The organism is uncultured Fretibacterium sp. (assembly GCF_963544685.1).
Taxonomy (GTDB): domain Bacteria; phylum Synergistota; class Synergistia; order Synergistales; family Aminobacteriaceae; genus CAJPSE01.
Window position 1 is genome coordinate 1 of record NZ_CAUUGJ010000018.1, and the last position, 20,676, is coordinate 20,676.

Consider the following 20,676-nt stretch of genomic DNA (forward strand, 5'->3'; position numbering starts at 1 on the left):
CCGCCATCACCACGCCGGACAACGAGCTGGCGAGGCGGGCGGCCCAGGATCCGCAGAGCCTGAACCCCACGGACTACGAAACCTGGTACTGCACGGCCTATGTCAGCGCCATCTGCCATCAGATTCAGGAGGTCGTGCGGGATGGGGTCGCCAAGCCGGTCCGGCAGGTCGCGGAGTCCGAGGGGACGATCCTGAACAAGACCACCTTCCTGATGACCCTGATCACCATCCTCAGCGCCATCGGTTCGGCCCTCGCGATATCGAACCTCATCACCGCGAGCGTCATCGAGAGGAGCCAGGAGCTGGGGCTGTTGAAGGCGCTCGGAGCGCTCAACGCCCAGATCATCCTGTTCGTCCTGACCGAGGTGATGCTGATCGGGTTTGCGGGGGGCGTCGTCGGTTACTTTTTGGGCATCGGCTTCGCCCAGGTCATTGGAAGAACGGTATTCGGATCCGGCATCGAGATCGCGCAGATGGTGATCCCCATCGTCTCGGCCATCCTTTTCTTCGTCGTCCTGTTCGGCAGCGTCCCCGCCATCCGATATCTGCTGAAGCTGAAGCCTACGGAGGTCCTGCATGGCAAGTAAAGCGACAAGCCGAGAGCGCATGTATCTGAAGATGGTGGTCAGCTCCCTCGTCCGAAGGAGCTCCCGCCTGATCGTCGCCGTCCTGGCCATCGCCATCGGGGCCACGACCCTGTCGGGGCTGGTCACGATCTACTACGACATTCCACGGCAGCTGGGACGGGAGTTCCGCTCCTACGGGGCCAACCTGGTCCTGCTCCCCAGGGGGGACACGAAGATCCTCCGCGGGGATCTGGAGGCGGTCCGGCGCATCATCGGCGGGGACCGGATCGTGGGCATGGCCCCCTACCGCTATCAGACCGTCAAGATCAACGAGCAGCCCTACATCATCGCGGGGACAGACCTGGACGAGGCCCGGAAGAACAGCCCCTTCTGGTACGTGGAGGGCGAATGGGGAACGAAGGACAGGCCCGACCAGGTGATGGTGGGCAAGGAGATCGCCAGGACGCTGGACCTTTCCCTGGGCGACGATTTCGTCGTCAAGGGCGTGAAGTACGGGCAGAGCGCCGTCGCGTCCCAACAGACCTTCAGCGCCGAGGAGAACGTCAAGAAGGACGTCGGCACGCAGTATTTCAGCAGGAAGCTCTACGTCCGGGGCATCATCACCACCGGGGGGGCCGAGGAGGGCTTCATCTTCACGGACGTCGACATGCTGAACGAGCTGATCGGCGACACGTTCCGCGGCGACGTCGTGGAGTGCAGCGTCATGGCCGACGCCGAGGGGCTGGGGACGCTCTCGTCCGCGATCGAGGCCGAGCTTCCGAACGTGCAGCCGCGGGCGGTCCGGCGCCTGACGCAGTCTCAGGACATCGTGCTGGGCAAGCTGCAGGCCCTGGTCTATCTGGTGACGATCGTGGTGCTGCTCATCACCATGATCTCGGTCTACACCACCATGATGGCGATGGTCGCGGAGCGAAAGCGGGAGATCGGACTCAAGAAGGCGCTGGGAGCCGAGAACGGGCTCATCATAGGCGAGTTTCTGGGGGAGGGAGTTCTGCTGGGATTCATCGGGGGGGCCCTTGGGGTTCTCCTGGGCTTCGAGTTCGCGCAGCAGGTCAGCCTGAGCGTCTTCGGCAGGGCCATCCACTTTCAATGGCTCCTCATTCCCATCACCATCGCGGTCTTCATCGCCATCACCATCCTCGCTTCGATCCTGCCCGTCCGCAAGGTGATGGACATTCATCCGGCCATCGTGCTCAGGGGGGAATAAATTTGGGTAAGATATTGGAGATGAAGGGCGTATCGAAGGTCTACGGCACGCTTCACGCCCTTTCGGACATCAACCTGACCGTGAACGCCGGGGACTGGCTGTCCATCATGGGGCCCTCGGGTTCGGGAAAGACCACGATGATCAACCTCATCGGATGCATGGACAGCCCCTCGTCGGGGAGCGTCGTCCTGGATGGACACGACATCAGCCGGGAGAACGCCGCAAGCCTTACCCGCATCCGCAGGGACAAGATCGGGCTGATCTTCCAGCAGTTTCACCTCATCAGCTATCTGACCGCCGTGGAGAACATCATGGTCGCGCAGTACTATCACAGCATGCCCGACGAGGGGGAGGCCCTGGAGGCCCTGGAGAAGGTCGGGCTGAAGGACCGGGCCCGCCACCTTCCCAGCCAGCTCTCCGGAGGGGAACAGCAGCGTGTGTGCATCGCACGGGCCCTGATCAATTCGCCGGACATCCTCCTGGGGGACGAACCCACGGGGAACCTGGACGAGGAGAACGAGGGCATCGTCATCGACATCCTGAGGACCCTGCACCGCGAGGGGGCCACCATCATCGTGGTGACCCACGACCCCGAGGTCGGGGACGTGGCCCAGCGGAAGATCGTGCTCGAGTACGGGAAGATCGTCCAGGACATCGACCAGACCCGGCCCCTCGAGCCCGGAGAGAGCGGAGGAAGAGCATGAAGAGTCGTTATGTCGTGGCCGCCGTGGTCCTGATCGTCATTGCTGCCGCTGCGGCGGCGTTCGTCGTGAAGGGGACGTCCCGGGGCTACCGCGACGGCGTCTACGAAGGGGAATACCGCAGCGAGAACGGGGGCGGCGGCACCAAGGTCGTCCTGAAGATCGAGAACAACGCGATCGTGGACTGTCAGATGACCGCGACCGACGCCGAGGGGCACGTCAAGGACGAGAACTACGGGAAGAACGACAGCGAGGCGAACTATCGGCTGTGCCAGATCTCCGTCGCGGGGATGAGGCAGTATCCGGGCGAACTCCTCAAGGCCCAGGACATCGACAAGGTGGACGCCGTCTCCGGCGCGACGGTGACGCACAGGGAGTTTCAGATTGCCGTGCGTCAGGCGCTGCAGAAGGCAAGATAGGAGAAACGCTGGTGCAATCGATGCTTCCAAAACGAGAAAAGGTGAAATGAAAATGAAAAAGATATTCTTCATCCTGAACGCTCTCTTGGGTGTGGTTCTTGCCCTGACGCCCTTCGTCCTCTTTCCGGTCTGCGGCCCCATGCCGAACGGAAAGCACATGATGTGCCATTACAGCGGGATCTTTATCGCGGGCATGGGGGCGCTGATCGTCGTCCTGTCGCTTCTGGCCCTCTGGGGCCATCGGAAGCGGTGGGCCGCGTCCCTCTCAGGCATCCTTTCGATCGTGGCGGCCCTGCTGTGCTATCTGGTCCCCATGCGGACCCTCGTCATCGGGGACAAGGCGGGTTGGGGCTGGGAGTGCGGGCTCTGCAAGGCCGCGGATATGGCCTGCCATACAACGACCATGCCGGCGGTGACCGTCCTCGTGTCCGCCCTCGTGCTGGTGAACGTCGTCGCCCTGATCCACGGCTTCGTGGGCCGGGGCCGCTGAGATGCGCCTGACGACCTTCGAGCTCGCGGGAAAGAACATTCGCAGGAAGCCCCGGAGGAGCTTTTGTCTCGTCCTCGTGATCCTGCTCTTCGCCTTCTCGCTCTACGCGGGGTCCGTCCTCTCCCTGAGCCTGTCCGGGGGCGTCTCCAGCATGTCCGACCGCCTGGGGGCCGACATCATGGTGGTCCCCGAGGGGTACGATCCTCACATCGACAGCATCCTGCTCTCGGGAAAGCCCTCGACCTTCTACCTCCCCCGCGACGTGATGGAGCTCCTCCGGGAGGCCGACGGGGAGGGGGAGATCGGCATCGACAGGATGTCCCCTCAGACCTTTCTGGCGACGCTGAACGCCTCCTGCTGTTCCTATCCGGTGCAGCTGGTGGGGATCGACTACGGAACCGATTTCCTGATCAAGCCCTGGCTGGAGAGGACCCTGCATCGGGACCTGAAGGACGGCGAGGTCATCCTGGGGCATCACGTGGCCGGGGACGAGGGGGACGAGCTCACCTTCTTCAAGAAGGGCTTCCCTGTGGCCGGGCGGCTGGAGCAGACGGGGATGGGGTTCGACGCCACCGTGTTCATGACCCGGGGGACGCTGACCGCCCTGGCCAGGGAAGCGGAGCGGATCCTGAAGCATCCCTTGACCCGGGACGGGAGCCTCATCTCCACCGTCATGATCAAGCTGGCTCCCGGCTACGATTCGGTCAAGGCCGCGCGCGCTCTCAACGGAAAGCTCAACGGACGGGGGATCTACGCCCTGTTCAGCAAGAAGTTCGTCAACACGATATCGTCCGGCCTGAACCTGGTATCCGGCCTGATCAAGGGGTTCATCCTCCTGGTGTGGGTCCTCGCGGTCGTCGTCATCGCCCTCGTGTTTGCGATGACCCTGGGCGAGCGCAGGAGGGAGATGGGCGTCCTGAGGGTCCTGGGCGCGACCCGGGGAAAGCTGATACGCCTCGCCCTGGCCGAGGTGTTCCTTATCTGCCTCTATGGCTCGGTCCTGGGCACGTTTCTCGGCGGAGCGGCCATCGCCGTCTTCGGTCCCATGGCGACGGAGACGCTGAGCCTGCCCTTCCTGCTGCCGCGTCCGACCGTCCTCCTCCTGATGGGCGCGGCGAGCATCGTCGCATCGGTGCTCACCGGCCTGCTGACGGCGGCGCGCTCCGCCGTGAGGGCCAGTCGGGCGGACATCTACGACACCATGAGGGACCTGTAGCATGGAAGAGAAGACTATCGTACGGCTTAGGGATCTGTCCCGCGAGTACCCGCGGGGCGGCGGGCGTTTTTTTGCGGTGAAGGGGGTCTCCCTGGAGGTGAAGGCCGGGGATTACGTCAACATCATCGGCCGGTCGGGGAGCGGGAAGTCCACGCTGCTGAACCTGATTGCGGGGATGCTGGCGCCCACGTCGGGCACGGTGGAGATCGACGGCCGGAGCCTTGCGGGGAAGGGCGACCGCGAGCTCTCGTTCATGAGAAACCAGTCCATCGGCTTCATCCCGCAGAACGCGGCGGCGCTGCCCAACCTCACGGTCCTGGAGAACGTCCTGCTCCCCTTCTGTCTCTACCGGCGCGGGGGGGACGGGGAGGGGGCGGCCCGGCATCTTCTGGGGAAGTTCGGAATAGAGCGCCTGGCGGATTCCTACCCCGCGGAGCTCTCCGGGGGGGAGCTCCGGCGGACGGTCATCGCCCGCGCCCTGATCAACAGGCCCCAGCTCGTCATCGCCGACGAACCCACCTCCGACCTGGACAGGGAGTCCGCGGGGCAGATCATGAGGACCTTCTCGGACCTGAACGGGGAGGGGGTCACGCTGATCCTGGTCTCTCACGACCTGGAGGCCCTGAACTACGGAAGGGCGGCGTACACGATGGACTCGGGCATTCTGACCCCGGGGGCGTCGTTCGGGGTCGCTCCGTGACCCGCACGGCAAGCATACCGGATTGACGAAAGAGCGGCGGGGCCCGTAAAGGGCTCCGCCGTTCTTTTACGCCGATTCCCAATCGCCCGCAGGCAAGGCGAACGGAAACAACGAGGCATACAATGGATGAATCGGGACTATATCCCCGCCGCAGCCTCCCGTTTGGGGCGGAACACGGAGGCGGCCTCCTCGTCGCTCAGAGAAAGCCCATAGAACCTCTTGTAAAAATCCTTCACCGTCCGGTTCATGTCGATATCCTCAAAGAGCTCAGGATGGTTCTCCTTGGCCATCCACAACAGCATCAGGGCGGAGTCGGAGCAGGTGACGTACCAGCGGTACATCCCCAGAGGAAGTTTGCGGACCGCCTTTTGCTTCACGGCCTCGACGGGAGCCCAGTCGTGGCCGGTCACCTTGTTCTCGTAAAGGTCGTCGGGCAGGAGCGGGAGGAAGTTGGTGATGAATATCTTCTCTGGGTTCCATGCGTAGATCTGCTCCATATTGACGCCTTGGGTTCCCTTCCCCGCCTCGGCGGCGACGTTGATGCCTCCCGAAGCATTGATCCAGTAGTCCGCCCAGGACGAAGCCCCGGGGACTCGGATCGCCAGGGCCTCGTAACCGTGGATGAACATGCATCGCGGTTTTTTGTCCTGGGGGACCCCCTTGAGACGTTCCTCGACCTTGGCCTGCATCTCCCTGCCGTAGGCTACGAAATCCCTGGCCTCGATGTTCGTGCCCATCACGCGGCCCAGCAGTTCCATCCAGCTGTTGATCGTCTCGACCGCGTTGAAGCCCTTGACGTCGAGCCTGAAGCCCACGGCGGGGATACCGGCCCGTTTGCACGCCTCGTAATCCCCCGGCACGGCGGAGGCGTAAAGCACCACGTCCGGCTTCAGCTTCAGCAGCTCTTCCACGTTCAGGATCCCGTTCTTGCTGAAGCCGCTCGGAACGTGGACGATCTCGGGGGCGACCTTGATCAGGAGGGAGTTCTCGGCCGCACTGATGATTGCGGGGTCCAAACCGACCAGCTTCTCGACGCTGCCCTCGAAGAGGCAGAACACCGAGGCGAGAGGCCAGGCGGAAGCGATGACCACACGGTTCACCTCGGCGGGAAGCTCGACCTCGTTCCCAAGCTGGTCGACCACGATGCGGGAGGCCGCGGCCGGCTTATCCCGGTCGGGCGCCGCCGGAGCGGCCTCCAGGTCAAAGGCCGGACACAGGCTCCACAACAACAGTATCAACAGCCGGATCTCCGGACGCAGAAAACGGCACGTCGGCGAAAACAAACTTTTCATCGCAAAAACCTCCCTCTCGTATCGAAAAATTCACACCGTCGCGATGGGGATGACGCTTCTGTAGCGGAGTCCCTCGAAGAGGAAATCCGCGATCTTCACTCGGACGTCGAACGCGCTGCGCATGTTCTCCTCGTTCAGGACCTCCTCGGCGGGACCGCACAGGCTGGTGCCGTCCCGGCTCAGGATCAGGGCCTTGTCGGCGATCTTGAGGGCGTGGGCGGGGTAGTGGGTGTTGATGACGGCCGCGATGCCCCGATCGCGCGCCAAACGCTCGATCGTCTCCAGGACGATCAGCTGGTTCTTGAAGTCCAGGTTGGACTCCGGCTCGTCCAGCACCAGCATCTCCGGCTCCGCGCTCAGGGCGCGGGCGATCAGCACCATCTGCAGCTCGCCGCCGCTCATGCAGCTGCATCGCTTGTCCGCCAGGTGGGTTACGCCCACCAGATTCATGGCCTGCTCCGCGGCCGCCTCGTCCGCATGGGACGGCTGCGCAAAGAGCCCCAGACGGGCGGAACGCCCCATCAGGACCATCTCCCGGGCGGTGTAGGACAGGGCCGTCCCCTTGGACTGCGGAACGTACGCGATGCGCCTCCAGACCTCCCGCGGGCTCAGGCGGGAGAGGTCGAGTCCGTCGATGGTGCTGGCGCCCTTTTTCCAGCGAAGGAGCCCCATCATGCAGCGGAGCAGCGTGGTCTTGCCCACGCCGTTCGGCCCCAGTACCGACAGGATCTCCCGATCCCTGACGGAGAAGGCGATGTCCCGCAGGACCGGGACGGAATCGTAGCCGAAATGTCCTCCCTGAACCTCGAAGATCACAGTCGAGCCCCCCTTGTCCGGCGCAGCAGAAGGATGAAAAACGGCGCGCCGATGATTGCCGTCAATATGGAGACCGGGATTTCCGCCGCGGTGATGCTGCGGGCCGCTGTGTCGATGAGAACCATGAACGCCGACCCCAAAGCCATGCTTATGGGGACGATCCGTTTGTTGTCGCTGCCGCAGACCATCCGTGCGGCGTGCGGAATCAGCAGCCCCACCCACCCCACGTTGCCGCAGAGCGAGACGCACGACGCGGTGATCAGGGTCGCGGCGGCCATGACGGTCAGACGGAGCTTCCTCAGATCGATGCCCAGCGACTTCGCCTCGTCCTCCTGAAGCGACAGGATGTTCAGCCTCCAGCGCAGCAGAAAGAGGACGGCCATCCCCCCCACGATCAGGGGGACGCCCATCGCGATCCCGTGAAAGCTGGCGCGCGACATGCTTCCCATCAGCCAATAGGTGATGGCCGGGAGCACCTCCTCCGGATCGGCCACGTACTTGATCAGCGAGACCATGGCCTGGAAGAGGGCTGACACCACCATCCCGGCCAGCACCACCATGACGACGGTGCTCCTTCCCCGCACCCGGCTGATGAGGGTCGTCGCCAGCAGCGCCGCGAGCCCCATGACCATGGCGGAGGCCTGCACGGCCAGCAGGTTCTGGGAGAACAGGAGCGCCAGCACCGCGCCGAACGAGGCCCCCGTGGCGACGCCCAGCGTGTCCGGCGTCGCCAGCGGATTGCTGAACAGGGACTGGAAGGAGGCTCCCGCAACCGAGAGCCCCGCTCCGACGAAGAGGGACAGCAGGATCCGGGGAAGCCTCACCTTGCAGATGACCGAATGGGCCGTGGAGGCGGCGCTCTGGCCCTTCAGCGCGGAGAGCAGAATTTCGAGGGTCTCTCCGACGCCGACGTGATAGCGCCCGATTCCCAGGCAGAGCACCGCCGCGGCGACGGGCAGAAGGGCCAGCAGGAAAAAAATCCACCGCTTCCGCATGTTCACTTGGCGTCGGCGGCCTCGCGCGCGGGACTGAATATCCTGCGAAGGTCCTCGTCCGTCAGGTCGAGGTTGTAGAAGCGCTTATAGTAGGCACGCACCTCGGCGTCCATGTCCACGTCCGCGAAGAGCTCCGGCTGATTTTTCTTCGCCAGCCACTTCAGCACCAAGGGCGTATCCGATGCGGGCGGATACCAGCGGTACATGCCCAGCGGGAACTTGTAGACCTTCCGTTCGCGCACCGCCCTGACGGTGCTCCAGTCGTGTCCGGGGATCGCGTTCTCGTACAGGTCCTCCGGCATGTGGCGGCTGAAGTTCGTGATGTAGATGATGTCGGGGTCCCAGGCGTAGATCTGCTCCATGTTGATGTCCGCCACCCCCGAGAGCTCCGAGGCGACGTTGACCGCCCCGGTGGACTCCAGCCAGTACTGCCCATAGAAATTGCTTCCCGACGTCTTGATGTTCCCCTCGCCGTAGTTGAAGAGGATCAGGGCGCGCGGCCTCTTGAGGCCCTTCACGCTACTTAGCGCGGCCTGAATCTCGTCGTAGGTCTTCCGGCCGTATTCGACGATTCCGGACGCCCGGTCCTCCTGCTGGAGAACCTCCCCAAGGAGCTTGACCCAGCTCTCGAAGGTCCTGATGGTGTCGAACCCCGAGAGGGCCGTCGAAAACCCCACGGCGGGAATGCCCGTCAGGGCCAGCTGCCCTGCGTGGGCTGCCGTCTCCACCCTGTAGAACACGACGTCGGGCTTCAGCTTGAGCAGCTCCTCGGCGTTCAGCACGTCCCCCTTCAGGAACTCGGTGCTGGCCCTCAGGATGCCGGGCGCCACGCGGGGCAGCAGGGAATGCTTCGCGGCCGACATCGAGCCGGGATGGATCCCCACCAGCTTGTCCCCGGCCCCCTCGAAAAGGCAGTAGACGGACGGCAGGGGCCAGGGGCCCGTGATGACGATGCGCTCGATCTTCGCCGGTATGCGCACCTCCTTGCCGGTGTGGTCGACGACCACCCGCGTCGCCTTCTCCGAGCCGGGTTCCCCGGACGCCGCCCCCTTCGCCGCGTCGGAGGCGGCCGACGCTGCCCCGGTGAGGCTCAAAAACAGCAGCAGAACGGTACAAAACAGTCCCGAAGGATAGGAAAGACGATCGTACGTAAACTTCATGCGGAACATCATCCTTTCTCAAGTCTCAAGTCTCGAGCGACAGTCACGCGACACTCAGGAAAGTTTCCGGGGGACGGGTTCTGCCCCCCTCGCTCCGGCGCACTTATCGGCGCGGGGGGCGGGACGCCGAAGAAGCGCGGAGAACGACTCGTTGAAACGTCCGCCGATATGGCGAACGGGCGCAACGGGAGACTGATGGCTGGATACGGCATAGAGCGGAAACGGGATGAACTTCACGGAATCGCCCCGCAGCAGGGGCTCGAGGAAGGGGTCGCCCACGACCAGGGAGGGGCCCGAGTTCATCGCGGTCCGGATCTCCGCCTCGTCCCTCAGGTCCCGGTCCCCCGGCAGGGCCAGGTCCGGCTCCATGCCGAAGATGCAGCCCACGGCAATATCGCACACCCCAAATTCCGTTCCGAGGGCGCATCGGATGGCGTTGGCCTGAACCTGCTCCCCGACCACCAGGACCTCCGGATGCTCGGACGGAGACTCGCCCTTCAATATCCGGGGCTCGGGAAGCTCGCCCTCCAGCATGGCGCCGAGCGCCTGGAAATACGCCTTGAGGGAGGCCGCACCCATCGGCAGGCCGCAGAGATACGGCGTTCCGAACCGGCGGTACATCCATTTCGAGACCAGAAAGCCTGCTCGGGACACCGCCAGGTTGACGCGGGCCGAGGCTGCGCGCCGCAGCGCCTCCAGGTCGTATCCCATCGCCAGCGTCGCTGTGACCTCGACGCCGCGTTCCTGCAGGGCGTCCTGGAGGTTGCGGATATCGACCCCATCGGCGAAGTCGAGCGGGGTCGCCCCCACGATGCCGACCGTGTTCGGCACGGAGGGGGAGGGCTCGGCGAAGCGTTCCAGCAGGGCGATCAGTGCGGCGGAAACTCCGCGGTCGTAGTAGGCCGTCCCCGTGGTGTCGAACCCGAAACCCGGCAGCCCGGTCCGGGCCTCCAGTTCCGTGGCGATGCCCTTCATGTCGCTGCCGACGACCATCGGGACGGGGCTGCCGACCAACGCCGTCAGCTTGGGGCCCAGGTCCCGGCATGCGGCGATCATGCGGCCGATCAGCTTCTCGTCGTCCCCCATCACGGCATCGATGTCCCTCAGGGCCGAACAGAAGATCGCCGCGCCCGCCCCGTACCACCGCGGCTCGTCGTAGCCCGTGTAGTTGCCCGTGCATCCGGAGGCGTCGTGGATGGCGACCACGGCGGGGAGGTCGAAGAAGACCGATGAGACCCCCGAGTAATCCGGGGAGAAAGGGGGAAGGCATAGGGACAGGCGTGCCATCACACCACCAGCCCGTAGCTCTCGATCAGGCGTTCCAGGTCCGTCTCGGCCTCGGCGGCCGCACGCATCCGCTCCATCAGGACCCTCAGCCCATGGAACCCGAAGAGCGCCCCATCGGCGAAGAGGTCCACTACATGTCCGGCCCCCGCTAGGTAGGCGCCGTCCACCCCGATGGCAAGCGCCTCCGCAAGACGCCCCTCGAATCGCACGGCTCTGTGATGCTGAGGCTGCACGAGCTCCACGTCCGGCCGATTCTCCTCCAGCCAGTCCAGGCTTTTCCGATCGATGGGGATGCACTTTTGGGCCACCACGCGCCGGACGGAGAACCCGTACTCCAGGAGGGCTCGGGCGAGGCCGAAGGGGCGGGTAACGGCGGACGCGTCCACGATCACCGGCCTGTCCCCGACGGCTCGCAGGGCCGCCTCGACGGCGACGAGCGCAGCCGCACGTTCGGCGGAGAGATCGGGCTCGGCGCCCGATGGGTCCAGAAAGTCCCGAAGCTGCCGGTAGCCCGCTTCGATCTCCCCGATGCGGTAGCTCACGGGCAGGAGGAGGAAGGGGATTCCCAAAGCTCGCTCCATCTCCTTCGCGGCCTGCACTCCGGTTGGCGCCAGGACGAGGTTCGCCCGGCTGGAGGCCATCCGCTGGAACTCCTCGAAGGTCCTGCAGCGCGAGATGTGCCGAAGCTCGCCCGCGCCCAGGCCCTCGAGGACACGGTGCAGCTCGCATTCCGGGGCCACCGCCTCCAGGTTGCCGATGCTGTTGACCGACGTCTCCTTCGTCTCCGAGGGCTCCAACAGGCTGTAGATGCGCCTCCGGATCGTAACCGGAGGTGGGGATTTCGAGTCGAGGGAGATCGGATTCATGTGGCATATCCGAAAGCGCAGATCGGGGAAACGGCCGTACAGGACCTCCAGGAGCGCCTCCCGATCCGTCCCGATCAGGTCGTCCAGACAGCTCAGGAAGATCAGTACGACCCTGGGACGCCGGGGCAGCGCGTCCAGGAGCTCCTCCACGGCCCCGGGGATCTGGTCGTCGTAGCCCCGGACGATATCGTTCTGGTCGACGTAGAGGTAGGCCAGCCGGTCCTTGAACCCCTGGCGCATCGCCCCGATGGCCCCGTGGCGCCCGCAGGCGAAGGGACATACGAACAGCTGCACGCTTTCCGGAACGAGCATCCCGATGCGCACCATCCCCCAGCCGCCATGGGCCGGGGATGTGTAGTGAAGCGTGTCCTCGAACGTGCCGTTCATCCCCCGCACACCTCGAGAACGCGCTTCGCAAGGTCGCGGTACTCCGCTGCCATGGGGCTGTCCGGAAGCGCTTCGAGGACGGTGCAGCCGCGGTTCTCCGCAGTCTGGACGTCGCCGTTGCGTGGGATCTTCTTCAGCACAATGGTGTCCAGCGCCTCGGCGGCCTCGGCCACCCGGCGGTCCTCGTCGGCGATGTTGCGCGAGTTGTGGATCAGGCCCGCCAGCCTGGCGTAGCCGCGTTTTCCGAAGCTCTCGATGGCGCAGGCGATGTTCGATGCCGCAAATAAAGCCATTTGCTCCGCCGAGGTAACGATCAGGACGTGGTCGGCATAGCCGCCCCGTATGGGCATGGCAAACCCGCCGCACACGACATCCCCCAGAACGTCGTAGAGGATCACGTCCGGCCGGAACCTTTCGTAGGCCTCGAGTTCCTCGAGCTTCTCGAAGGCCGCTATGATGCCGCGCCCCGCGCATCCGACCCCCGGGGTCGGACCTCCGGACTCCACGCACAGACACCCCCCATACCCCTCGAAGACGATATCCTCGAGTCGTACGGAATCCGCACCCTCCCTCATCCGTTCCAGTACGGTCGGAATGGCGCGTCCCCCCATCAAGGTCTTGGTCGAGTCCGCCTTGGGGTCGCACCCGATCTGCAGCACCCGGAGCCCCCGCTCCGCCAGCGCAGCCGAGAGGTTGGACGTCGTCGTCGACTTGCCTATTCCACCCTTGCCGTAAACTGCTATCTTCCTCATATAAAGTTTTCCTTCCAAACCTTTCAGCTCTGGTTGTTCCAAAAAACTTTTTCAACGAAAAGAGATGTGCAAGGGTAATGATAGCATACAAGTGATACCGATCAAACATACCGTTCGTGTCATCCGCTCACGGTAGACGAAAGAACGGCGGAGCCCTTAAAGAGCTCCGCCGTTCTTCGATGGGAAATACCTCGCCCGCTAGCAGGGGGAGTGAATTACTTTTTCAGGGTCTTCGACTTGAAATCCTGGGCTGGCTTGTAGTCCGGGTTGATCGCCAGCGCCTTGTCGATCCACTGGAGCGCCTCGTCCGTCTTCTTCAACTTGTGCGCGGAGACCCCCGCCCAGTAGGCCGAGAGGTAGTTGACGGAGGGGTGTGCATCCGCCGCTTTGGAGAATTCCGCGTAGGCGTCCTTGTACTTGCCGTTATTGAACTTGTTGTAGGCGTTGCGCTGCATGATCCCCAGGAGGTTCTTGTCCCCGCCCGAGATGGCGTAGGTCTCGATGACCTTGGCGTCCGTGGACTGGTTGGGGTCGAGCCCCGGAATGACCTTGGCCTCGCCCGCCGCCGGCTTCTCGTCCGGCTTGGGCTGCTCCGTGACGGTCGCCGGAGACGGAGTCTCGGTGTTTGCATTCGGGGTGTCCGAGGCCGTCGGGGCGGCCTGGGGTTCCGCGCCGCCCTTGGGGGCGTCTCCGAATATCTGCTCGAAGGTCCCGCTGGAGGCGGCGGGACGGGAGCTGGCGAATTTGAGGGACTTGATCATCCTGCTGCTGATCGGCTCGACCTTGTCCCCGCGGCGGACCAGGGAGGCCTTGCCCCCCTTGACGAACGTGCAGTTGCTGTAGGTGGACGTGGCCTCGCGGACCTTGAGCACGGCGAGGGCCAGGCGCTCCTGCCCGATGGTCTCGCCGTTCATGCCGAGGATCGTCTTGCCGTCGGCGTAGACCAGATACAGCGCCCCTTCCTTGGCCCCCATGGAGGAGCCGATGTCGATCGTTACCTCCTTGTCGGCCACCGCGACGACGTGCGAGCTCTCCCCGCCGAGCGTGCCTCGGATGCGGGCCGCCAGGCGCGTCACCGAGTCCGAGATGGCGCGGCCCTCCAGGCCGTCGAAGGTGCCCTCCGCCAGGACCGCTCCGCCCAGGTAGAGGCCGGAGACCTCGTTGGAGGAGTAGCCCGTCTCGGAGAACGCCAGCCTGATCTCGGCCGTCGAGGTGTCCACGATGCGGACGTCGATGGTGGCCTGCGCCTCCTCCGACCCGGTCGCGATGCCGATGTGGCCGAAGAGGGGGATCGCCCCTCCCGAGGCCTTCTTGCTCAGCTCCGTGACCGCGCCCAGAAGGATGTACTGCACGCCGGCGACGCGCCCCACCTCGGCCGCCGTGCTGGCGTCCACAAGCCCCGACTGTCCCAGCCGGATCTCCTTGCCCACCTTGTCCAGCTGCTCCCGCTCGATCACCGCGATGGACCGCGAGCTCGCGAGGGCGCGGGTCATCAGGTCCATGACGGCGTTGGCCTGCTGCTGCGACACGCCGGACGCCTTGCTCTCGAACTGGAAGACGCCGATCCGCACCTTTTCCTCCCCTGCCCAGGAGGGAAGGACAAACAGGGTCAGGGCAAACAACCACGCCAACACAACGCTCTTACGCACCCTCATAATCAAAAGCACCTCCGCTTTTTTGTTCGGACACTCCATGGCTCCATGCCGTCAATCGAGGCGCAGGCCCCTCATGCTCTCCACGTGCTTCATCACGGCCTTCCGGGTCGCCGCGGCCAGGATGCCGTTGATCTTCCCCGCACCGAACCCGCCGTACTTGGTGACGAGGCCGCCCAGCGTCTGGTTGGAGGCCCCGCGCTCCGCGGCCGCGTAGGCCACCTCGCCCGTCTCGTTGTTGATGATGCGGATGTCGAGCGTCACGTAGGCCGTGTTGGAGGCCCCTCCGACCCCTCCGATCCCGGGGATGGGGACGGCCCCTCCCGCCGCCTTGTAGTGGTACTCCGTGACGGCCCCCGTCATGGAGTACTGCGCCCCCTTGATCTTGCCGAGCTCCGGGGCCGTGGACTCGTCCATGAGTCCCGATTGGCTCAGCCGAATCTCCTCCCCGACGTAGTGCAGCTTCTCGCGCTCCACCAGGGTGAAGAGCCCCGCCTCGTAGAGCTCGGTCGTCATCATCTCGGTTATGGCGGAGGCGGGAATGTCGCCCCCCGCCTTGTTCTCGAACTCCCGAACCGCCAGGCGCGGTTTTTCCCGCGCCGCGGCGGCGCCCGCCAGGGCGAGGGATATTACCAGGACTGCCAGGGTCGCCAAGATTGCCGGAATGGATAAAATACCCCGGCGCAGGCCACGCTCTCGTCTCATGGCGGGGCCTCCTATTCCGTCATCCTTTTGACGGCCAGGGCGGCGGCGGCCTCGAGGGACTTCTGTTTGGCCTCCGATGGAGTGTAGCCCACCTGCTTGCCCGCCACGGTGTCGGCGTAGATCTGGCTCCCGTTCGACGCCGTCACCATGACGGCGACGGAGGATGTGCCCGTGTAGAGCTGAAACTCGTTCAGCACGGGGCTTCCCGCCTCCACCTGAGCCGTGATCATGGTGCTGAACCCGTACTGCCTGCCCAGCTTCATGATGGCGTCCACGTTGCCGTCCAGCGCCAGGGCCGCGGCCTTGCTGCGCCGGATGGCCTCCAGCTTCTTGGGGTCCACCACCTTGTACCCCTTGGCGAGGAGCTGGCGCGTGAAGACCGAGGCCGTCTGTGCCGCCTCCTGGGGGGAGGCGCTCTTGACCAGCACGGCGATCGACCCGTTGGGCAGCGCCGCGTGCGCGGCCCCCGGCGTCAGATGGAAAAACAACCCCAGGACGAGGACGAGCCCCGCCCGACAACATTTCGATACCACCGACATCTCCTCCTTGAAGAGTTTGAAGAATTTTCAGTAAAACACTGATTTAAGGAAACGCTTTACAGGACCACAGCCGGGACCGCCGCGTATGCTCGAAAGAAGCTCTCCTATTTCAGGTGCAGCCGCTTCATCTCGCCCGCCACGTAGGCCTCCCCGCGCTTGCCGAGCAGACGGGAGAGCGCCGTCTCGACCTCGATAAAGTACAGCCCGCCCTCGATCCTCTCGGTCAGGATCCGTACCGGCGGGACGGGGCCCGCGAGCCACAGCGCCCGTCCCCGGAGCTCCGGGTCCGCCAGGATGCGCTGGCGCAGCGACAGCAGGCCGCGGCGCGCATCCGTCAGGGCCGCCCGGCGCGCCAGAAGCCTGCCCTGGGCCGTGTTCTGCACCACGCGTCCCACGCCCCGTACGAAGGCGCGGTTCTCCTGCCAATCGGCATAGAGGCTCTCCTCCGTCATCTGAAGCAGGTCCTCCGTCGTCGCCGGGACGGGTTCGGCCAGGGGCGCCGCCAGCCCCGGGGCGCAGAGGCAAAAGCACAGGGCGGAGGCGAAAACCCCCTCAACAAAGAACGCCCGAAGCATGCGCCGCAGGCCCGTCATGGCGCGGGGGCCTCCGCGCCGCGGCCCTCGACCAGCGAATCGGAGACCCCGTCGATCTCACAGCCCCTGTCCGACAGGATCGAGGCCAGATCCTCCGCCGTCTTGTCCGAGACGACGTCCAGCTCCAGCTCGCCCTTGCGGAACTGCCTCTGGTAGACGCCGGTCACGCCCTCGATGCCCGAGAGCTCCTCCTTGAGGGCCTTCACATCCTTGAAGGCGACGCCGGTCAGCTTGATCTTGACCGTCCGCCCGGGGATGCCCCCGGCCGAGCCCGAGATCAGCGCGTAGGCGATCTTGTTCACCAGGCTCTTGCCCGCGCGGCTGGCCCCCGGTTTCAGCCCCTTGACGGCCCCGTCCTCGAGGGAGGTCCCCTTCTGCTTTTCCTCGTAGGTGTCGGAGCCGAGCTGATAGGCCGACGCGGCCAGAACCGCCTTGAGCTGTACGGTGCTGCGCACCCCGTAGATGCGGACGCCGCTTATCTTTTGATCCGCATAGGAGCTGGCGTAGGCCTTGCCGTAGATCAGGACGTCCGCCTGGAAGTCGCGGGCGATCTCCCTCAGTTTCTCGGGGTCGTCCGCGCTCCGCGCCGCGGCCAGGTCGATATCCTTCAGCGTCCCGGCCTGGGTGGCGTCGACCAGCAGGTACCCCGCCTTCTCGAAGACCCGCAGGATCTCGCTCTCCGCCGTGGAGAGGAAGGAGGGCTTGTCTCCGATCCGCTCGTCGAGCAGGACCATGATCCTCGGGTTGCCCAGCGCATCGATGACCGCCGGCCCAAGCACCCCATCCAGGGCCGCCTCGGCCACGTCGCAGACCGCGGACAGGTGCAGCAGGCCGTCGGAGTCCTCCCACTCCCTTTGAATATCCATCCTCTTGACGATCCCCTGGGACTGGGAGAAGACCTTGTCCTTCACCACCTCGAAGTTCTTCATCTCCGTGATGCCGGTGACGTAGGCGCCCAGGGCCTTCTCCAGCGCCTCGCGCATGACGGAGCGCTTGGCGTCCTCCCGGGCCTTGTTCTTCGCCCCGTCGACGATGGGGGCGTAGCCCTCCGCCTCGACCGTGATGAACTTTCCCGCCGCCGGCTTGGGGGCGGCCTTCTTCGCGGCCCATGCCTCGTCCGGAACGAGTCCCGCCGTCAGGGCGAGGAGGATGAGGCACAGCGCCGCCATTCCGAAGGCCCCTCCTTTCCGGAGGGGCCGAACCGCATCGAATCCCGCAGCTTTTCTCATCGAACGGCGCCTACTTGGAGACCACGATCACTTTGCAGTCCTTGCGGAAGTCGTAGGAACTGCCCCGGACCTTCGCGGCCACGGCGTTGCTGACGACGATGTCCACGTTTCCGTTCTTCAGCTTCAGCGCCTTGGCGACGATCGGGTTGCCGGCGACGTGGACCTCGCCCTTCGCGTAGTTGATGTTGTTGTAGTAGGCGCAGAGCCCGGACTGGAGGAAGCGGTCGTAATCCACGAACTCCATGCCGTATACGGGCTTGCCCGACTCGTCCAGAACGCGGAAGCTCATCGAGGGCACCAGCGGAAGGTGACGGGCGTCGATGACGAGCCCCGTGTAGCGGCCGGCCGACTTCTTGGGCTTGGGCTCCTTGTACGTCTTGTCGACCGGGATCTTCGGAGCCACGACGGCCCGGACCGGGGGCAGCTTGATCCGACCGGTGACCGTATAGGCCTCCCCGTCCCACTCGCCGCGCATGACCTCCACGTTCTTGATGATGCCGGAGATCTCCGAGCGCACGCGGTCCTCGGCCATGAAATCGTTCATCGTTGTCTGTGCGTCGATCTGGACCCCCTTCATGAACTCCAGGAGGTTGCGCTGAAGGTCCAGGGTCGCGCCCCTGCGCGCAAGCGCCTTGCCCTGCGCCCCCTTCATCCCCGTGGGGGCCACCGCCATGCCCGTGGCCTCGATGTAGTTCTCCGTCCAGTTCATCAGGCCGTTTTCCTTCTTGACGACGACCGCTCCCGGCCCGTTCACGTCGGGGACGGCAATCGGCGCCTCGGCGACTACGGGCGCCTTGTCCATCAGTGCGATCTCCTTGTTCTGAAGAGCCGCCTCCTTCTCGGTCAGGGCGGCCTCCTTCTTCTTCAGCTCGGCCTCACGCTCCGCCAGGTCCGCCTCGCGTTTCTCGGCCAGGGCCGCTTCCCTCTTCTTCAGATCCTCCTCGCGGGCGGCGAGCTCCGCGGACGACTCGGAGGATGCCTTGCTCTGCCTCTCCAGTTCGGTCTCGCGGGCCGTAAGGGCGGCTTCCTTATCCTTCATCGCCGCCTCGCGCTCCGCAAGCTCCGCGGACGAGGCGATGGAGACCTTGTCCTGGTTCGCCAGCTCGGCCTCGCGTGTCGTGAGGGCCGACTCCCTCTTGGCCAGCTCCGCCTCCCGTGCCGCGAGCTCCGCGGACGACGCCGAGGCGGACTTGCCCTGATTCGCCAGCTCGGCCTCACGCTCCGCCAGGGCCGCCTCCCGTTTGGCCAGCTCCGCCTCCCGTTCCGCAACCTCCACGGAGGATGCGGAGGCTGCCTTGTCCTGCTTCAGCAGGTCGGCCTCCCGTTCCGCAAGGGCCGACTCCCGTTTGGCCAGCTCGGCCTCGCGCTCCGCAAGCTTCGCGGACAGGGCGGCGTTGCCCCGTTCGTCCGAAGCCGCCTCGGCCTCGGGCGACGATGGCTTTTCCTCATTTTCCTTGACCTCGGCGGCCTCGCCGTCGAAAGTCGCCTTTTCCTCGTCGGAGGACTCGGTCTGGGGGACGGATGCCACCAAGACATTCTCCGCCGCCGGGCCGATATCCGCCCTCGCGTCCCAGGGGGCGGGGAAAGCCGAAAAGCCGGCCAACACAAGGGAAACCATGAACATCTTCAACATAATGCCAATCCCCTCCTGTCAAAATGGAAATACGGCACACAGTCGGATGCTGCAGCCTCTTCTGTCCCGCCCCGTATTTTATAGTGTTGGGGTGCTTCGCACAAATGCGTTTGATCCTCTTTCGCGTCGAAATGGGATGGTTTTGGGGGTGGGATTTCCCACTCGCCCGGGTCAGATCAGTCCGGCGAAGGGGGAGACGTAAAGCGCCACGTCATCGTACCAGTTCCGGAACTGCCGGGCCCAGGCCAGCTGCACGACGGAGAAGAAATCGTCCGGCGGGCCCCCCAGGGTGTCGTGCAGGAGGGCCTGCTCGTAGATCTCCGTCGGGAAACTGTAGACCAGCTCGCCCTTATGGCGCAGGGTCGCCGCCTTGGGCTTGCAGCCCAGGGCCATCCGCCCCCGCTCGTCGTCGAAGAACGTCACGGAGTAGGAGACGTCCCCCAGGGTCCCGTCCGGGAAGGTCAGTCGGCGTTTGCGTTCGTACCCCTGCTCCTGCAGCTCCTTGTCGCTGTCCATGGAGATGCGTTCCTCGATCCTGTCTACGGCGTCGAAGTGCCGTATGAAGGCCGCCAGCTTGCATCCCAGCCCCATGAGGCGGGGGTCCCGCAGCGTGAAGGAAACTTTTCCTGGCTCCGCAGGTTTGGGGAGGCCCGGCGTCTCGGGGGGCTCCTCTCCCCGCCAGAGCAGGTCGACGAAGTCCGATCCGTCCGCCTGGCAGAAGGAGAAGCCCAACAGCATGGCCGTGGCGGCTATCCGAACCGGGCTGTGCCAGCGCGCCGGTCGTGCGCCTGCCAGCTGACGCACGGCCCCGGTCTTGATAAGGTGGTCCGCCGTGCGTTCGTCGTTCCGTATCTCGAGCTTCGCCGACAGGGCCTGCCCTTCCTCGGGGGAGAGGGGAAAGAAGGGGCGGAACCTCCCCCTCTTTTTGTCCTCCTCCGTGAAGTCGGCGATCCAGAGCGAGGACCGCCTCTCCTCGGACAGAAGGTGCAGCTCCCCCCTGTCCGTAACGATCTCCGGTGCGTGGAGGACCTTTTCGAGGTCGACGGAAAATTTCCAGAGCCTGGGGCGGAACGCCGTGTACACGGCGTACTCGGAAAGGATGCGCTGCAGGAGGGGGACAAGGTCCGCGATCTCGTAGCTGAAGCTCTCCGTCCTCTTCTTCCCCTGGACGGCGAGCTTGCGCTCCCGATTTTCCATCCATGAAAGGTGAATCAGTTTTCTGGAGTTCTTGTTCTTGTTGAGGACAACGAGACGGGGGGAGAGCCCCTTGGTCCATATCTGAAGCGCGATGTTTTCATCCACGTCGCAGCTGCTGACGATTTCCCCCTTGTCGTCCATCCGCACCATCCCCTTGCGCCTTCGGCCGTCCCCGTCGGGAGGCCGATCGGGTTCGGAACGAGTCCATAGTTTCCTCCAGTGTAACATAAAAAAAGAAGAAAAATTTCGGGTG

At 64.8% G+C, this 20,676-nt stretch carries 21 protein-coding genes; 7 read left to right on the forward strand and 14 right to left on the reverse strand.

The genetic code is table 11. From position 1 onward, the window contains the following. The 7 genes from ABLA28_RS03085 to ABLA28_RS03115 all read left to right on the forward strand — a co-directional run. The coding region (locus ABLA28_RS03085) for an ABC transporter permease (protein ID WP_347712466.1) at positions 1–587 on the forward strand (587 nt) is incomplete at its 5' end. Continuing rightward, a complete protein-coding gene (locus ABLA28_RS03090) occupies positions 577–1,794 on the forward strand; it encodes an ABC transporter permease (RefSeq protein ID WP_314715916.1) in 1,218 nt (405 codons plus the stop codon). The genes ABLA28_RS03085 and ABLA28_RS03090, both read left to right, overlap by 11 nt. Before the next feature lie 20 nt (positions 1,795–1,814). After that, positions 1,815–2,498 (forward strand): ABC transporter ATP-binding protein, encoded by a 684-nt coding sequence (locus tag ABLA28_RS03095; RefSeq protein WP_347712486.1) that lies wholly within the window; start codon positions 1,815–1,817, stop codon positions 2,496–2,498. Continuing rightward, positions 2,495–2,914 carry an FMN-binding protein gene (locus ABLA28_RS03100; protein ID WP_314715923.1) on the forward strand — a complete coding sequence of 140 codons (420 nt, stop codon included), beginning with the start codon at positions 2,495–2,497 and terminating at the stop codon, positions 2,912–2,914. The genes ABLA28_RS03095 and ABLA28_RS03100 overlap by 4 nt, the downstream gene beginning before the upstream one ends. Positions 2,915–2,966: 52 nt before the next feature. After that, entirely contained in the window at positions 2,967–3,404 is a 438-nt protein-coding gene (locus ABLA28_RS03105; protein WP_347712467.1) for a DUF4418 family protein, read from the forward strand. Position 3,405: 1 nt separating this feature from the next. Beyond that, positions 3,406–4,620, forward strand: coding sequence for an FtsX-like permease family protein (locus tag ABLA28_RS03110; RefSeq protein ID WP_347712468.1), 1,215 nt, complete (start codon positions 3,406–3,408; stop codon positions 4,618–4,620). Position 4,621: 1 nt separating this feature from the next. Further along, positions 4,622–5,320: an ABC transporter ATP-binding protein gene (locus tag ABLA28_RS03115; RefSeq protein ID WP_347712469.1), complete on the forward strand. Its 699-nt coding sequence runs from the start codon at positions 4,622–4,624 to the stop codon at positions 5,318–5,320. A 137-nt stretch (positions 5,321–5,457) separates the two neighbouring features. Here ABLA28_RS03115 and ABLA28_RS03120 read toward each other — a convergent pair whose 3' ends face one another. The 14 genes from ABLA28_RS03120 to ABLA28_RS03185 all read right to left on the reverse strand — a co-directional run bounded on the left by ABLA28_RS03120 (position 5,458) and on the right by ABLA28_RS03185 (position 20,564). Then, positions 5,458–6,612, reverse strand: a complete 1,155-nt coding sequence (locus ABLA28_RS03120; RefSeq protein WP_347712470.1) for an ABC transporter substrate-binding protein — start codon at positions 6,610–6,612, stop codon at positions 5,458–5,460. Between the two features lie 30 nt (positions 6,613–6,642). Beyond that, positions 6,643–7,428 (reverse strand): ABC transporter ATP-binding protein, encoded by a 786-nt coding sequence (locus ABLA28_RS03125; RefSeq protein WP_347712471.1) that lies wholly within the window; start codon positions 7,426–7,428, stop codon positions 6,643–6,645. Next, the gene (locus ABLA28_RS03130; RefSeq protein ID WP_347712487.1) at positions 7,425–8,423 is read right to left on the reverse strand and encodes an iron ABC transporter permease; all 999 of its coding nucleotides are present in this window, start codon (positions 8,421–8,423) and stop codon (positions 7,425–7,427) included. Before ABLA28_RS03130 ends, ABLA28_RS03125 begins: the two co-directional genes overlap by 4 nt. Positions 8,424–8,425: 2 nt before the next feature. Next, positions 8,426–9,583, reverse strand: coding sequence for an ABC transporter substrate-binding protein (locus tag ABLA28_RS03135; protein WP_347712472.1), 1,158 nt, complete (start codon positions 9,581–9,583; stop codon positions 8,426–8,428). Between the two features lie 54 nt (positions 9,584–9,637). Continuing rightward, the gene (locus ABLA28_RS03140) at positions 9,638–10,870 is read right to left on the reverse strand and encodes a nitrogenase component 1 (RefSeq protein WP_347712473.1); all 1,233 of its coding nucleotides are present in this window, start codon (positions 10,868–10,870) and stop codon (positions 9,638–9,640) included. Continuing rightward, positions 10,870–12,123, reverse strand: coding sequence for a nitrogenase component 1 (locus tag ABLA28_RS03145; protein WP_347712474.1), 1,254 nt, complete (start codon positions 12,121–12,123; stop codon positions 10,870–10,872). The genes ABLA28_RS03140 and ABLA28_RS03145 overlap by 1 nt, the downstream gene beginning before the upstream one ends. After that, the gene (locus ABLA28_RS03150) at positions 12,120–12,875 is read right to left on the reverse strand and encodes a nitrogenase iron protein NifH (protein WP_314715943.1); all 756 of its coding nucleotides are present in this window, start codon (positions 12,873–12,875) and stop codon (positions 12,120–12,122) included. Before ABLA28_RS03150 ends, ABLA28_RS03145 begins: the two co-directional genes overlap by 4 nt. Before the next feature lie 215 nt (positions 12,876–13,090). Continuing rightward, positions 13,091–14,530 (reverse strand): CsgG/HfaB family protein, encoded by a 1,440-nt coding sequence (locus ABLA28_RS03155; protein WP_347712475.1) that lies wholly within the window; start codon positions 14,528–14,530, stop codon positions 13,091–13,093. Positions 14,531–14,581: 51 nt separating this feature from the next. Next, on the reverse strand, positions 14,582–15,232 hold the full coding sequence (locus ABLA28_RS03160) for a CsgG/HfaB family protein (protein ID WP_347712476.1): 651 nt from the start codon (positions 15,230–15,232) through the stop codon (positions 14,582–14,584). A gap of 11 nt (positions 15,233–15,243) precedes the next feature. Next, positions 15,244–15,765 (reverse strand): hypothetical protein, encoded by a 522-nt coding sequence (locus ABLA28_RS03165; RefSeq protein ID WP_347712477.1) that lies wholly within the window; start codon positions 15,763–15,765, stop codon positions 15,244–15,246. A gap of 110 nt (positions 15,766–15,875) precedes the next feature. Then, the gene (locus ABLA28_RS03170) at positions 15,876–16,364 is read right to left on the reverse strand and encodes a hypothetical protein (RefSeq protein ID WP_347712478.1); all 489 of its coding nucleotides are present in this window, start codon (positions 16,362–16,364) and stop codon (positions 15,876–15,878) included. Then, positions 16,361–17,533, reverse strand: a complete 1,173-nt coding sequence (locus ABLA28_RS03175; RefSeq protein WP_347712479.1) for a hypothetical protein — start codon at positions 17,531–17,533, stop codon at positions 16,361–16,363. The genes ABLA28_RS03170 and ABLA28_RS03175 overlap by 4 nt, the downstream gene beginning before the upstream one ends. Before the next feature lie 70 nt (positions 17,534–17,603). Then, on the reverse strand, positions 17,604–19,226 hold the full coding sequence (locus tag ABLA28_RS03180) for a hypothetical protein (RefSeq protein ID WP_347712480.1): 1,623 nt from the start codon (positions 19,224–19,226) through the stop codon (positions 17,604–17,606). Positions 19,227–19,397: 171 nt separating this feature from the next. Next, entirely contained in the window at positions 19,398–20,564 is a 1,167-nt protein-coding gene (locus tag ABLA28_RS03185) for a hypothetical protein (RefSeq protein WP_347712481.1), read from the reverse strand. Between the last annotated feature and the right edge of the window lie 112 nt (positions 20,565–20,676).

Bases quoted from the DNA above. Each gene is read 5' to 3' on its own strand.
- ABLA28_RS03145 (WP_347712474.1), bottom strand. From the start codon at position 12,123: ATGAACGGCACGTTCGAGGACACGCTTCACTACACATCCCCGGCCCAT.
- ABLA28_RS03115 (WP_347712469.1), top strand. From the start codon at position 4,622: ATGGAAGAGAAGACTATCGTACGGCTTAGGGATCTGTCCCGCGAGTAC.
- ABLA28_RS03140 (WP_347712473.1), bottom strand. From the start codon at position 10,870: ATGGCACGCCTGTCCCTATGCCTTCCCCCTTTCTCCCCGGATTACTCG.
- ABLA28_RS03155 (WP_347712475.1), bottom strand. From the start codon at position 14,530: ATGAGGGTGCGTAAGAGCGTTGTGTTGGCGTGGTTGTTTGCCCTGACC.
- ABLA28_RS03095 (WP_347712486.1), top strand. From the start codon at position 1,815: ATGAAGGGCGTATCGAAGGTCTACGGCACGCTTCACGCCCTTTCGGAC.
- ABLA28_RS03090 (WP_314715916.1), top strand. From the start codon at position 577: ATGGCAAGTAAAGCGACAAGCCGAGAGCGCATGTATCTGAAGATGGTG.
- ABLA28_RS03135 (WP_347712472.1), bottom strand. From the start codon at position 9,583: ATGAAGTTTACGTACGATCGTCTTTCCTATCCTTCGGGACTGTTTTGT.
- ABLA28_RS03170 (WP_347712478.1), bottom strand. From the start codon at position 16,364: ATGACGGGCCTGCGGCGCATGCTTCGGGCGTTCTTTGTTGAGGGGGTT.
- ABLA28_RS03120 (WP_347712470.1), bottom strand. From the start codon at position 6,612: ATGAAAAGTTTGTTTTCGCCGACGTGCCGTTTTCTGCGTCCGGAGATC.
- ABLA28_RS03150 (WP_314715943.1), bottom strand. From the start codon at position 12,875: ATGAGGAAGATAGCAGTTTACGGCAAGGGTGGAATAGGCAAGTCGACG.
- ABLA28_RS03185 (WP_347712481.1), bottom strand. From the start codon at position 20,564: ATGGACGACAAGGGGGAAATCGTCAGCAGCTGCGACGTGGATGAAAAC.
- ABLA28_RS03160 (WP_347712476.1), bottom strand. From the start codon at position 15,232: ATGAGACGAGAGCGTGGCCTGCGCCGGGGTATTTTATCCATTCCGGCA.
- ABLA28_RS03100 (WP_314715923.1), top strand. From the start codon at position 2,495: ATGAAGAGTCGTTATGTCGTGGCCGCCGTGGTCCTGATCGTCATTGCT.
- ABLA28_RS03180 (WP_347712480.1), bottom strand. From the start codon at position 19,226: ATGTTGAAGATGTTCATGGTTTCCCTTGTGTTGGCCGGCTTTTCGGCT.
- ABLA28_RS03105 (WP_347712467.1), top strand. From the start codon at position 2,967: ATGAAAAAGATATTCTTCATCCTGAACGCTCTCTTGGGTGTGGTTCTT.
- ABLA28_RS03130 (WP_347712487.1), bottom strand. From the start codon at position 8,423: ATGCGGAAGCGGTGGATTTTTTTCCTGCTGGCCCTTCTGCCCGTCGCC.
- ABLA28_RS03175 (WP_347712479.1), bottom strand. From the start codon at position 17,533: ATGGCGGCGCTGTGCCTCATCCTCCTCGCCCTGACGGCGGGACTCGTT.
- ABLA28_RS03110 (WP_347712468.1), top strand. From the start codon at position 3,406: ATGCGCCTGACGACCTTCGAGCTCGCGGGAAAGAACATTCGCAGGAAG.